This window comes from Phytohabitans sp. LJ34, assembly GCF_052068095.1.
Classification (GTDB): Bacteria; Actinomycetota; Actinomycetes; order Mycobacteriales; family Micromonosporaceae; genus Phytohabitans.
In genome coordinates, this window is record NZ_JBQHDG010000014.1 from 173,893 (window position 1) to 186,238 (window position 12,346).

11 protein-coding genes and 1 tRNA gene are annotated in these 12,346 nt (G+C 71.5%); 6 read left to right on the forward strand and 6 right to left on the reverse strand.

Annotated elements, in window-relative coordinates; translation table 11 throughout:
* Position 1: 1 nt before the first annotated feature.
* Positions 2-1,093 (reverse strand): ABC transporter ATP-binding protein, encoded by a 1,092-nt coding sequence (locus ACTMTJ_RS24875; RefSeq protein WP_441220121.1) that lies wholly within the window; start codon positions 1,091-1,093, stop codon positions 2-4.
* Between the two features lie 311 nt (positions 1,094-1,404).
* Here ACTMTJ_RS24875 and ACTMTJ_RS24880 point away from each other — a divergent pair.
* A tRNA-Thr gene (locus ACTMTJ_RS24880) sits at positions 1,405-1,478 on the forward strand.
* Between the two features lies 1 nt (position 1,479).
* On the forward strand, positions 1,480-1,887 hold the full coding sequence (locus tag ACTMTJ_RS24885; RefSeq protein ID WP_441220122.1) for a YkvA family protein: 408 nt from the start codon (positions 1,480-1,482) through the stop codon (positions 1,885-1,887).
* Between the two features lie 24 nt (positions 1,888-1,911).
* Here ACTMTJ_RS24885 and ACTMTJ_RS24890 read toward each other — a convergent pair whose 3' ends face one another.
* Positions 1,912-3,057 carry a hypothetical protein gene (locus ACTMTJ_RS24890; protein WP_441220123.1) on the reverse strand — a complete coding sequence of 382 codons (1,146 nt, stop codon included), beginning with the start codon at positions 3,055-3,057 and terminating at the stop codon, positions 1,912-1,914.
* Positions 3,058-3,235: 178 nt separating this feature from the next.
* Here ACTMTJ_RS24890 and ACTMTJ_RS24895 point away from each other — a divergent pair, with 178 nt between their 5' ends.
* On the forward strand, positions 3,236-5,002 hold the full coding sequence (locus ACTMTJ_RS24895; protein ID WP_441220124.1) for an NAD-binding protein: 1,767 nt from the start codon (positions 3,236-3,238) through the stop codon (positions 5,000-5,002).
* Positions 5,003-5,080: 78 nt separating this feature from the next.
* Here ACTMTJ_RS24895 and ACTMTJ_RS24900 read toward each other — a convergent pair whose 3' ends face one another.
* Positions 5,081-6,307 (reverse strand): DUF4032 domain-containing protein, encoded by a 1,227-nt coding sequence (locus tag ACTMTJ_RS24900; RefSeq protein WP_441220125.1) that lies wholly within the window; start codon positions 6,305-6,307, stop codon positions 5,081-5,083.
* A gap of 90 nt (positions 6,308-6,397) precedes the next feature.
* Here ACTMTJ_RS24900 and ACTMTJ_RS24905 point away from each other — a divergent pair, with 90 nt between their 5' ends.
* Entirely contained in the window at positions 6,398-7,702 is a 1,305-nt protein-coding gene (locus tag ACTMTJ_RS24905) for a trypsin-like serine peptidase (RefSeq protein WP_441220126.1), read from the forward strand.
* Between the two features lie 10 nt (positions 7,703-7,712).
* The gene (locus tag ACTMTJ_RS24910) at positions 7,713-8,411 is read left to right on the forward strand and encodes a phosphatase PAP2 family protein (protein WP_441220127.1); all 699 of its coding nucleotides are present in this window, start codon (positions 7,713-7,715) and stop codon (positions 8,409-8,411) included.
* Here the strand turns inward: ACTMTJ_RS24910 and nagA are convergent.
* From nagA to ACTMTJ_RS24925, 3 genes are read right to left on the reverse strand one after another with little or no spacing between them, the layout of a single operon-like run.
* Positions 8,408-9,505 (reverse strand): N-acetylglucosamine-6-phosphate deacetylase, encoded by a 1,098-nt coding sequence (nagA, locus tag ACTMTJ_RS24915; RefSeq protein ID WP_441220128.1) that lies wholly within the window; start codon positions 9,503-9,505, stop codon positions 8,408-8,410. The genes ACTMTJ_RS24910 and nagA overlap by 4 nt on opposite strands.
* Complete coding sequence (locus tag ACTMTJ_RS24920) at positions 9,502-10,413, reverse strand: ROK family protein (protein ID WP_441220129.1); 912 nt, start codon at positions 10,411-10,413, stop codon at positions 9,502-9,504. Before ACTMTJ_RS24920 ends, nagA begins: the two co-directional genes overlap by 4 nt.
* A gap of 49 nt (positions 10,414-10,462) precedes the next feature.
* Positions 10,463-11,383, reverse strand: a complete 921-nt coding sequence (locus ACTMTJ_RS24925) for an SIS domain-containing protein (protein ID WP_441220130.1) — start codon at positions 11,381-11,383, stop codon at positions 10,463-10,465.
* Between the two features lie 172 nt (positions 11,384-11,555).
* On the opposite strand from ACTMTJ_RS24925, the gene ACTMTJ_RS24930 reads away from it, so the two are divergent.
* Entirely contained in the window at positions 11,556-12,341 is a 786-nt protein-coding gene (locus ACTMTJ_RS24930; protein WP_441220131.1) for a DeoR/GlpR family DNA-binding transcription regulator, read from the forward strand.
* Positions 12,342-12,346: the final 5 nt, after the last annotated feature.

Below are 12,346 nucleotides of genomic sequence, written 5' to 3' on the forward strand. Positions count from 1 at the left end.
GTCAGAGACGCTGGCCGGTCACCGCGTGGAACGCGTGGTTCGCGCCGACGCGCGGCTTGACGAAGACCGTCTCGCCCATGTTGGGCATGTGGCGGCGGTCGGTGCGGACGGTGAACCGCTCGGAACCGCCGTCGAGGGCCGCGTGCCCGTACACGTTGGCGTCGGAGCCGAGGTCTTCGACCAGCTCGACGACGACGGGCAGGCCGCCCTCGGTCGCGCTCACCAGGTCGCAGTCCTCGGGCCGGAAGCCAACCGTGACCTTGCCGTTGCCGCTGTCGGCCTGCGCCGCGGCGATCTGCTCGCGGGTGAGCGGCACGATCATGGAGGCGAAGACGGCGCCCTGCTCGGTGAGCGGGACGGTCTTGATGTTCATGGCGGGCGAGCCGATGAAGCCGGCCACGAAGACGTTGCCCGGGCTGTCGTACAGCGCGCGCGGGGTGTCCACCTGCTGGAGCACGCCGTCGAGGAGGACCGCCACGCGGTGGCCCATCGTCATGGCTTCGACCTGGTCGTGCGTCACGTACACGGTGGTGATGCCGAGCTTGGCCTGGAGGGTCGCGATCTGGGTACGCGTCTGCACACGGAGCTTGGCGTCCAGGTTGGACAGCGGCTCGTCCATGAGGAAGACCTGCGGCTCACGCACGATCGCGCGGCCCATCGCGACACGCTGGCGCTGACCGCCGGAGAGCGCCTTCGGCTTACGGCTCAGGTACTCCTCGAGCTGGAGCAGCGCGGCCGCTTCCTTGACCCGCCGGTCGATCTCCGACTTCGAGGTCTTGCGGAGCTTGAGGGCGAACGCCATGTTCTCGTACACCGTCATGTGCGGGTACAGCGCGTAGTTCTGGAAGACCATCGCGATGTCGCGGGCCTTGGGCGGCAGGTGGGTGACGTCGCGGGTGTCGATGTGGATCGAGCCCTCGTCGACGTCCTCCAGGCCGGCGAGCATCCGCAGGCTCGTGGACTTTCCGCAACCGGACGGGCCGACCAGGACGAGGAACTCCCCGTCGCCGATCTCCAGATCCAGGTGGTCGACCGCGGGACGCTCAGTGCCCGGGTAGATCCGGGTGGCGTTGCTGTACCTGACCGTAGCCATGGTGAAGCGCTTCCTTTCACCGGCAGGAACGTGCCGGACGATCCGAGTGAAGGAGCGACCGGCACACGCCGTGCCGGTCAACGGGCGCGCACCAGGTGTCGCCCGTGTCACGCAACGGTAAACGGTTTCCGCCTGCCTGCCAAGGTCAGAGCCACTCCTTGGGCGCGCCCGAGAGGATCATTCGGTCACACGGGCACGAACGACGCGCCGGTCGCACCGTCACACAGCGAGGGCCTTTCAACACGCCGCGTACGCTGGCTAAACGCGGATCACGAGGCATGCCCGTCGGTCGTTATGCTTGCGGACGACATGCCCCTGTAGCTCAGCTGGCCAGAGCACTCGCCTTGTAAGCGAGTGGTCGTCGGTTCGAATCCGACCGGGGGCTCGTGCGTAGCTGGCTGGTCGGGCTGGCGATCGCAGCCGGCTGCCTCATCGCGAGTTGGGCGCTGCTCGTGCTGCTGGCCCGGCGGCTGCCGCCCGGCATCCTGCGTGACCTGGCGGCGTTCATCCCCGACTGCGTGACGACCGTGCGGCGGCTGCGCAAGGATCCGCGCGTGCCCCGCCGGGCGAAGGTGGCGATCGTCGTGGCCGGCCTCTGGGTGGCCAGCCCGATCGACCTGATCCCCGAGTTTCTGCCGGTGATCGGCCCGCTCGACGACATCGTCGTAGTCGCGCTCGCCCTGCGGTACGCGGGCCGTCGTGTGCCCCGAGAAGTCCTGCTCGGCGCCTGGCCCGGCGATCCGAAGCTGCTGGAGCGCCTGCTGGGAAAGGCTGAGGGGCGCGGGTCGGACTGACCCCGCGCCCCTCGAAGAGAACACTCAGAACGGCATGTACGCCAAGCCAGGCATTCCCGCCAGGCTGCCGTTGGTGGGCAGCACGCGGGTGACGTTGCTGATGTCACCCACCAGCGGGAGCCCGACCTGCGCGGCCTCGGTGTAGTCGGCGTCCTCGCCGGCCACCGGGCGCTCGTTCGTGCTGTGCCGCCGGTGGTTCGGCGCCTTGCTGTCGGCGTCGTCCGCGTCCGCCGGGGCGGGCAGGGTCGTCGCCGGGCCGCCCGCGCCGGGCAGGCCGCCGGTGAGCGAGCCCAGGGCGCCCACTACCGGCAGGTCGTTCGTCGGGTTGTCCGACGCGCCGGGGACGCCCTTGAGGTTCAGGTCGCCGACCAGCGGGAGCGTGGCGACCGGCGGCAGGGCCTCCGGCTCGCCGTACTCGAACGAGCGGGTGAACAGCTCCGGGTTCTGCGCGGTCATGGCCTCGCCGATCAGGGCCGGCACCATGTCCTGCGCCTGGGAGCCGGTGGAGCGGGCGACACCGTTGGTGTTGCCGCGCACCGCCTTGCGGGTGCTCACGCCGGGGATCGCGTCGCCGGGAACGAGCCCCAGCGAGGCGGGCACGGCGGCGCCGGCGCGCGAGGCGTCCACATCGGACGTCGCGGGCACCAGGTCGTCCATGCCGCCGGCGTTGGCGCTCATGCCGTTCGCGCCGTTGAGCAGCGTGGTCGTGGTGCCGCTCAGGCCGAGCGAGTCGACCGCGCGGGTCGCGCCTACGGTGTCGGTGAACGTGCCGGCGACCGGCAGGTCCGAGATCAGGTTTGGCTTCTCGGTCTGCGCCTCGCTGCCCGCGCCGAGCGCGCGGTCGAGCGAGCCGTGGCCCAGCGCGTCGGCGCTGACCGAGGCGGTGGGTGACGACGGCGCGGAGCCGACGAAGCCGAGGTCGCGGGTCGGTGCGACGTCGCCGCCGAGGGAGCCGAGCTGCCCGCCCAGCACCAGGTCCGACCGGCCCACCTGGGCGTTCGGGCCCATGTTGACCTGCGAGAAGTCTTTACCGCCGAGAGGGGTGAAGAAGCCGTCGAGCACGCCCTGAAGCTGCTGCGGGTCGTTGGTCGGGGTGGCGTCGACGTCCTCGGCTTGTGCGGCGCCGCCGCCGAGCAGCAGGAACCCGCCGGCGATGCCGACAGTCCCCACCGCACGATAGAACCACTTGTTCATGTCCATCCATTCAGTGCTTACCGGTAGCACCGAGCAATTGGTGCTAAGTACGCCAAAGCGTCCAACGAGCCGCGCGCCAAACCGTTCCTGTCACGGCAAAAGTTCATGATCGCGAGGGCTGCGTGGGGTGACCCCCCTGGCTACCATCCGGGGAATGTCGGTGGACCCCTGGCGTAACCGGGCGCGTCGCGCGGTGGTTTCCCGCCTGCGAGAAGGGTTTCGTGCCAACGGCGACGCGCCGCACTACGTCGTCTGCGGCAGCGATCCCTTGGCATTCCGCGTGGTCATGGAGCTGACGCAGTCGTACGAGGCGCGGATCACCGTGATCGTGCCGACCCGCCGGCGCCCCGACGGGCCGGATATCGCCGAGATCAAGGGCATCCACCTGATCCGGTCCGACCGGCTCGACGAAGACACGCTCCGCCGGGCGGGCCTGGTCGGCGCCGACGGTCTCGCGCTGCTCCATCAAAACGACGTGGGCAACATCCACGCCGCCCTTGTCGCGCAGGATATCGAGCCCCGCGTGCGCCTGGTGATCCGCATGTTCACGCCGCGGCTGGCCGAGGGCGTGAAACGGCTGTTCACCGACTGCGATGTGATGTCCGACTCGGCGATGGCGGCGCCCGCGTTCGTGGCCGCCGCGCTGGGTGAGCCGGCACCGACCGACTTCCACCACGCCGGCCGCAACTTCTACGTGGCGCGGCGGTCGGAGGTGCTGCCGGACAGCATCGTCTGCGCCCTGGCCGACACCCGCGAGCGCAACAACCCACGGGTGCTGCCGGCCGACCAGAGCCGGGCCGACCTTGTGCTCGCCGAGGTCCGCGGCCAGCAGGCCGGCACGGTCATCGCGGCCCGGCGGATCGTGCAGAGGCGCCGGCGGCAGCGGCCGTTCGCGGTGCTCTTCCGTGGCTTGCGCTGGTTTGTCAGCCGCAAGCTGGGCATCGCCACCATCGCGGTGCTGCTGGTATCGGCGATCTTCGGCGCACTCCTGGCCCGGACGGACGGGCTCTCGCCGTGGCAGGCCCTCTACTCCACGCTGCTCACCACGGTCACCGGGTCCGATGTGGACCTCGACGAGTCGCTTGGCGTGCAGATCATCCACATCGTGCTGACGCTGGCGGGGCTCGCGCTCGTACCGCTGATCACCGCGGTCGTGGTCGACGCGATCGTCAACGCCCGCCTCGCGCTCAACGCCGGCCGCCTGCGGATGCCCCGGGAAAACCATGTGGTCGTGGTGGGCGTCGGCAACGTCGGCACGCGCATCATCCGCCAGCTGCACGAGCTCGGCATCGAGGTCGTGGCGATCGACAAGGACCCGGCAGCCCGAGGCGCGCCGGTCGCCCGCCACCTCAACATCCCCTTGATCATCGGGGACGCCTCGCAGGAGTCCGTGCTTCGCGCCGCCTCGGTCGACACCTGCCAGGCGCTGGTGGTGGTCTCGACCGACGATGTGAGCAACCTCCAGGCCGCGCTCAACGGCCGCTCGATCCGCCCGGACGTGCGGGTGGTGATGCGCCTGTTCGACGGCGACCTGGCCTACCGGATACAGAGGGCGTTCAACATCGGCACCTCGCGCAGCGTGTCCTACCTGGCCGCGCCCGCGTTCGTGGCCGCGCTGATGAACCGGGACGTGATCGCCACCATCCCCGTCGACCGCCACGTGCTGCTGGTCTCCGAGGTGGTGGTCGCGCGCAGCTCGTCCCTCGACGGCGCCTCGGTCGCCGACGCCAGCCGGGCCGGCGAGGTGCGGGTCATCGCGCTCGCCAAGTTCGGCGAGCCCCGTCCGATCTGGACGCCGTCGGACGCGTTCCGGATCAGCGGCGGCGACCGCATCACCGTCGTCGCCCGCCGCTCCGGCTTGGGCTGGCTCCTCAAACAAGCGACCGAACAACCCGTCGAACCCGCCACCGAAACGTCATAACCGCGGCGTCCGTCGTGCTCGGGTGGCCTCACCCGTCGCTGTCGGCCCGGAGGATCTTCGCGGACAGGTGCAAGCGCCCTAGAGCGACGGTGTCAGCTCGACGCCGAGTACGGCCTGCTCGTCGGGGCGGTGGACCAGCACGTCGGCGAGGAACGACTGGACCGCGGGTGCCAGGCCCACGTCGCGGCCGGCCTCCTCGGACAGGCGCCACCGGTGCTCGATGATCTGTACGAACAGCTCCGACGGCTCCAGCTTGCGCCGCAGGTGCGCGGGCACCGCCCGGACGACCGGCTCGAACACCTCGGTCAGCCAGCGGTGCGCGGCCTGCTGCTCGTCGGAGAGGTCGCTCTCGGCGCGGTACGTGTCGAGGTCGTTGAGCAGCCGGCGGGCCTGGTTTTCCTCGGCGTCGAGCCCGGTCAGGCGCAGTAGCCGGCGGGTGTGGTAGCCGGCGTCGACGACCTTCGGGCGCACGCGGTAGCCGCCGTCGCCGTCGACGAGAGCCATCGCCACCTCGGCCACGTCGAAGCCGAGGTCGTTGAGGCGGCGGATGCGTCCCTCGATGTCGTGGCGGTCTTCGCGCTTGACCTCCTGCTCGTAGGTGATCTCGTGCCACAGCCGCTCGTAGCGCTCGACGACCTCCTCGGAGACCACCTCGGGGTCGATCGAGTCGTGCAGCAGCCCGGCGGCTTGCAGGTCGAGCGCCTCGCCGAAGATGTTGACCCGCGCGATCTCCAGGTCTTCGCCGCGCTGGCCCTTGGAGAGCGACGGGCGCAGCGCGCCGGTCTCGGCGTCGACCAGGTACGCCGCGAAAGCACCCGCGTCGCGCCGGAACAGGGTGTTGGAGAGCGAGCAGTCGCCCCAGAAGAAGCCGGTGAGGTGCATCCGCACGATCAGCGCGGCCAGCGCGTCGAGCAGGCGGGTCATCGTCTCGGGGCGGAGCGTGTGCGAGAAGAGCGCCCGGTAGGGCAGCGAGAACTGGAGGTGCCGGGTGATCAGCACCGGGTCGAGCGGCTCACCGTCCAGGGTCGCCCGGTCGGCCACAATCGCCACCGCCTGCACGGCCGGGAAGTCGATCCGCTCCAGCGCGCGCAGCAGGTCGTACTCACGCTCGGCCACCCGCTCGCCGGTCTCCTTGACCGCGTACACGGTGCCGCCGAGCTTCACGAATCGCACCACATGCCGCGATATGCCCTGGGGGAGCGCTACCAGGTGGTCGGCAGGCCACTCCTCCAGCGGAGTCGACCATGGGAGGTCGAGCAACGCGGGGTCTACGAGGGCCGATGTGATCCGCACGCCCACAAGCATGCCGGTTCGAGGGTGCGCGTCGCTGCTAACCGTGGCTCGTTACACACAGTCGGAACGGATTGTCACGGTATGTGTTTGTGGGGGAGTGGAATGCGGCGAACTGTGGCGCTGGCAGCGGGGGCCTGCACAGTGGTGGCGCTCGCGGGGGTGGCCGGCGCGACGGCGTACGCCCGAACGGGGGAAAAGCCGGAAGCCGTGGTGGCGAGCGCGCGGCCGGCGGCGGGCGAGGTGAAGGCCGATCCGGCGGGTGCGGGCGCGGCGCCCGACCAGGCCGCGCCGCCCCGCAAGGCGGCCGGCCCACCGCGGACCGAGGAGCGCGGTCAGGGCCGCGGGCTCGTCGGGCGGGAGCAGATCGGGGCGATCGAGCAGGTCGACCGGGTCATCGGGTACCTGGACGGCGAGCGCAAGATGACCCTCCGGTATCCCGGCGCCACCTACGTCAAGCCGCACTTCAGCCGGATCCTGCTGCTGCCCGGCGACTACCTGACGGTCTCCGACCCCAGCGGCGCCGAGGTGCACCGGGTCGAATCCGGCCTGCTGCCCAGCGCCGGCCGGTGGGGCATGTCGGTCTCCGGCGACACGGCCGTGGTCGAGCTGCACTCGATCCGCCCCGACCTGCTCGGCCTGGAGTCGACGATCGCCAACCTGGGCGTGGGCGTCGACCGGGTGGCGCACGGCTTCACCCCGGACGAGCGGGCCAGCCAGCCGCGGCGCGTGCCGGAGAGCGTCTGCGGCGGCGACCAGAAGGCGGACGCCGTCTGTTACAAGTCGAAGGACCCGGTCGCGTACGAGCGCTCGAAGGCCGTCGCCCGCCTGCTCATCAACGGCAACGAGCTGTGCACCGCGTGGCGGGCCGGCCCGAACAACCGCTTGATGACCAACAACCACTGCATCGTGACCTCGGCTGACGCGTACGACACCGAGGTGTGGTTCAACTACCAGTGCGCCCAGTGTGGCGGGCACGCGGTCTTCCGGGCGACCAAGGTGTGGGGCGAGAAGGTGCTGAGCACCAACGAGGAGCTCGACTACACGCTGTTCACCGTCGAAGACTTCGACCTGGTGAAAAAGTTCGGCTACCTACAGTTCGACCTGCGGCGGCCGGCGAAGGGCGAGGAGCTCTACATCCCGCAGCACCCGGCCGGTAACCCCACCGAGATCGCGATGACCAGCGACGAGGACGCCAAGGGCAACTGCGCGGTCGACGACCCCAACTACACCGGGTACGCCGCGGGCTCCGACATCTCCTATCTTTGCGACACAGAGGGCGGCTCGTCCGGTTCACCGGTGATCTCCAAGCGCACCGACAAGGTGCTCGCGGTGCACCACTTCGGTGGCTGCCCCAACTCCGGCGTGCGCATGGACCTGATCTACAACAAGATCAAGTCGCAACTGTAGCTTGGGGTTCGTGCAGGAGACTCGCGCCGAGCCCACCAGGTCAGCGGGCCGCCGGCTCGGCCAGGTGTGGCCCGCGGGTTGGTGGTTCGACGCCCTGTTGCTGGTCGGGTTCGCCGGCCTGACCGCCGCGCTCGCGGCAGGCTGGCTCCTCGACCTCGACCAGGCCGTCGCCGACTGGGTCTTCGACCACGAGTGGGACCCGGCCTACTGGGTCACCCGCACGCTCAACTTCCTCGGCAGCGGCAGCCCGCTCACGCTGATCAGCGCCGGCATCGCGATCTGGCTCGGCGTCCGCCGCCGCTCGGCGTGGCCGTTCGCACTGGTGGTGTCGGCCTTCCTGGCCACCGGCTTCGCCATCCTGCCGCTCAAGCTCTGGACCGACCGCGCCGCGCCGCGCTCGACCCTCCCGGACGCGGTGGAGCTCTTCAACCATTTGCCGCCGGGCGAGTACAGCCTCTCCTATCCCTCCGGCCACCTGGTCAACACGATCGTCTGGTACGGCGTGCTCACGCTGCTCCTGGCACCTTGGCTCGGCCGGACGGCCCGCCGCTGGATCCGCATCGCGCCCCCGGCGATCGTCTTCTGCACGACGGTCTACCTGAACTTCCACTGGGTCACCGACTCGGTGGCCGGCCTGCTGCTCGGGTTGCTGCTCGACCGCCTCCTGACGCGCATCCCCTGGCCGTCACTCCCCCGCCCGGACGCCTAGAGCCAGGAGCCGGCGCGCATCACGCGCTCGACGCGCAAGGTGTCGTCGAGCACGACGAGGTCGGCGCGTAAGCCGGGCGCCAGCGCGCCCACGTCGCCGGCGACCCCGATCGCGCGCGCCGGGGTCAGAGTGGCCATGCGGACCGCGTCCACGATGGACACCCCCGCGTGTATCGCCTGGCGCAGCGCCGCGTCCATCGTGAGCGTGCTGCCGGCGATCGAGCCGTCGCGGGACAGCCGGGCCACGCGGTCGGCCACGACGACGGCCTGGCCGCCCAGCTCGTACTCGCCGTCGGGCATCCCGGCCGCCGCCATCGCGTCGGTGATCAGGGCGGCTCGGTCAGGGCCGGCGACCTTGGCGGCGAACGCCAGCGTGCCGTCGTGCAGGTGGATGCCGTCGGGGATCAGCTCGCAGACCACCGAGTCGGCCCCGAGCAGCGCGAAGACCGGGCCGGGCTCGCGGTGGTGCGGCGGGCGCATGCCGTTGAAGACGTGGGTACCGACCGTGGCGCCGGCCTCGATCCCGGCGAGCGTCTGGTCGTACGTGGCGTCGGTGTGCCCGATCGCGGCCACCACGCCGTGGGCGCCGAGCAGCTTGATCGCGTCGAGTGCGCCCGTGCGCTCCGGGGCGATCGTGACCATTCGCACCGCACCCCCGCCGAGCGCGAGCAGCGCGGCGAGCTCCTCCGTGGACGGGTCGCGCAGGTAGGCCGGGTTTTGCGCACCGCAGCGCACCTCCGACAGGTACGGCCCCTCGTAGTGGACGCCGGCCAGCACGCCCTCGGCCACCAGCGGGGCGAAGGCGGCGGTGGCGGCGCGCATCAGCTCGTACGGCGAGCTGACCAGGCTGGCCAGCAGCGTCGTCGTGCCGTGTCGCAGGTGGAAGGCGGCCGCCTCGCGCGCCGCCGCCGGGTCGCCCGTGGTGAACGTGTGCCCGCCCCCGCCGTGCGTGTGGATGTCGACGAACCCGGGCACGATCCAGGTGTCGCTCGCCGGGGCGCCGGTGCCGACCGTCACGATCGTGTCGCCGGCCACCTCCACGTAGCCGCTCTCGACAACGCCGTCCGGCGTCACCACCCGCCCCCCGACCCTCATGTGCGTGCGTCCAGGGCCAGGAGGGCCGCGCCGACGCAGCCGGCCTCGTCGCCGAGTGCGGCGTGCACCAGGGCCGGCTCGCGCTGGAAGCGCAGCCGCTCGCGGATCGCCACGCGCAGCGGGTCGAGCAGCATGCCGCCGGCCTCGGCCAGGCCGCCGCCGAGCACCATCGCCTCCGTGTCGTAGAGCGTCTGGGCGGTGACCAGCCCGTCCGCCAGTACCTCGATGGTCTCGGTCCAGACCTCGATCGCGACGGGGTCGCCAGCGGCGGCGAGGGCGACCACCTCGGCGGCCGTCGCCTGCCTGCCGGCGGTCGCCTCGTATCGGCGGCTCACCCCGGCGGCGGACGCCTCCGCCTCCAGACAGCCGCGCGCGCCGCAGCCGCACGGGGTGCCACCCGGGCGTACCACGATGTGTCCCAGCTCGCCCGCGGCGCCGTGCGCGCCGGCGAAGCCCTGCCCACCGACCACGTGGGCGGCCGCGATGCCGGTGCCGATCGCGACGAAGAGCACGTGCCGGAAGTCACGCCCGGACCCCAGCCTGGCCTCGGCCAGGCCACCCGCACGCACGTCGTGGCCGAGCGCCGCGGGCAGTCCGAGCCGCGCCGACACAAGATCACGCAGGGGTACGTCCCGGAAGCCCACATTCGCGGACCAGACCGCGACGCCGGCCGCCTCGTCGACGACGCCGGGCGAGGTCAGGCCCACCGCGACCGGGGTGAGGCCGTCGGCGCGTGCCTTGTCGGCGAGGCCGCTGGCCAGGTCGAGGATCGTCTCTACGACGGCGGCGGGGCCGCGGGCGGCGCCGGTGGGGTGGCGCTCGGTGTGCAGCACCTCGCCAGCGCCGGACACGAGCGCGCACTTGATGCCGGTGCCGCCGACGTCCAGCGCGACGACCGCGCTGGTCACGCCCGGCCTCGCCGCGCCGCAGGCGGGCGCGAGGCGTCGTCTCGCTCGCTCATGCGAGGACGACCGATCTGCTCAGGTGGCGGGGTGCGTCCGGGTCGAGGCCGCGGCTGGCGGCCAGCGCGACCGCGAAGCGCTGGGCCAGGATGAGGTCGGCCATCGGGTCGAGCGGCTTGCGGCCGCCGCCCCACCGGCCGAGCGCGGAGTAACCGCCGCCCAGGCTGCCGTGCACGAAGGCGGCGCCGGTGGCCGCCACGTCTTCGGCCAGCCCTTCCGGCACCTCGCCGAACGCCCACACCGCGCGGCCGGTCGCCGCGACGGAGATGGGGCCGTGGCGGTAGTCCATGGCCGGGTAGGCCTCGGCCCAGAACGTGGCCGCCTCACGGGCCTTCAGCGCCGCCTCGTGGGCGAGACCCACGGTCCAGCCCCGCCCCAGGAACGTGACCTGGTCGATCATCGTGGGGTCGACCGGCAGGGGTGCGCGCACGGCGACCTCCGCGTCGACCGCGACCGGGCCGAGATCCTCGCCGAGGTGGGCGCGGAGTAGTGCGAGCGCCGTGGTCGCGAAGCGGGTCTGCACCACCGACCGCTCGTCGGCGAAGGGCAGCAGCACCGCGTCGCTCGAGAGCTGCGCCGCCGGTGCCGACGGGTCTCCGACGATCGCCGTGGTCGGCGCGTCGACGGCGCCGAGCAGGTCGAGTACCTCGGTGGTGGTGCCCGAACGGGTGATCGCCACGACGCGGTCGTAGCGCCGGGAGGCGGGAAACTCGGAGGCCTGGAACGCGTCGGTCTCGCCGTGGCCGGCGCGCTCGCGCAGCGCCGCGTACGCCATCGCCATGAACCACGACGTGCCGCAACCGACGACCGCGACCCGCTCGCCGGGGCGTGGCAGCGCTTCCGACCGGCCGGCCAGGTCTGCCGCTTGGCGCCAGCAGTCCGGCTGGCTGGCTATCTCACCGTCGACGTAAGCCATGATTCTCCTGCGCGTAACGGTTCAGACCGACCGGCTTTCGCGCGTCATTGTGCGCGGTCTGGCCGGCCGGTGGCAACCATGCGCAGCTTCGCGCAGCGGGCTGCTTTGCGTACGGATGTTTCGCGCACTATTGTGCACGCATTCATGCACGGTCCGTACTGCGGAGGCTACCGTGGATCGCTACGCACGCTGGAACGCCCTGCTGGAGCTGCTGACCGACAGCGGGCGGGTCAGCGTGGAAGACGCCGCCACCCGCCTCGACGTCTCGCAGGCCACGATCCGGCGCGACTTCGACCAGCTCGCCCAGCAGCAGATGATTACGCGCACGCGCGGCGGCGCTGTGGCCAACGGCGTCTCGTACGACCTGCCGTTGCGGTACAAGACGGCCAAGCACTCGGCCGAAAAGCAGCGCATCGGCGCGGCGGCCGCCGCTCTGGTGTCGCCGGGCATGGTCGTCGGCCTCAACGGCGGCACCACGATGACCGAGGTCGCCCGCGCGCTGGCCGTGCGCCCCGACCTCAACAGCGGCAACGACGGCGCTCAGCTCACCGTCGTGACCAACGCGCTCAACATCGCGAACGAGCTGCTCGTCCGCTCCCGGATGAAGATCGTGGTGGCCGGTGGTGTGGTGCGGCCGCAGTCGTACGAGCTGGTCGGACCCCTCGGCGGAGCACTCCTGCGCGAGGTGACGCTCGACGTGGCGCTGCTCGGCGTAGACGCGATCGACGTGCAGCTCGGCGCCGCCGCCCACCACGAGGGCGAGGCCTCGATGAACAACCTGATGGTGGCCCGCGCGAAGCGCGTCGTCATCATCGCGGACTCGTCCAAGCTGGGCGGCCACGCGTTCGCCCGGATCTGCCCGATCGAGCGGATCGAGATGCTCGTGACCGACTCGGGCGCACCTCCGGAGACCTTGGCCGCGTTCGAGGCGGCTGGAGTGCGGGTCATCTCCGCCTAATTCGG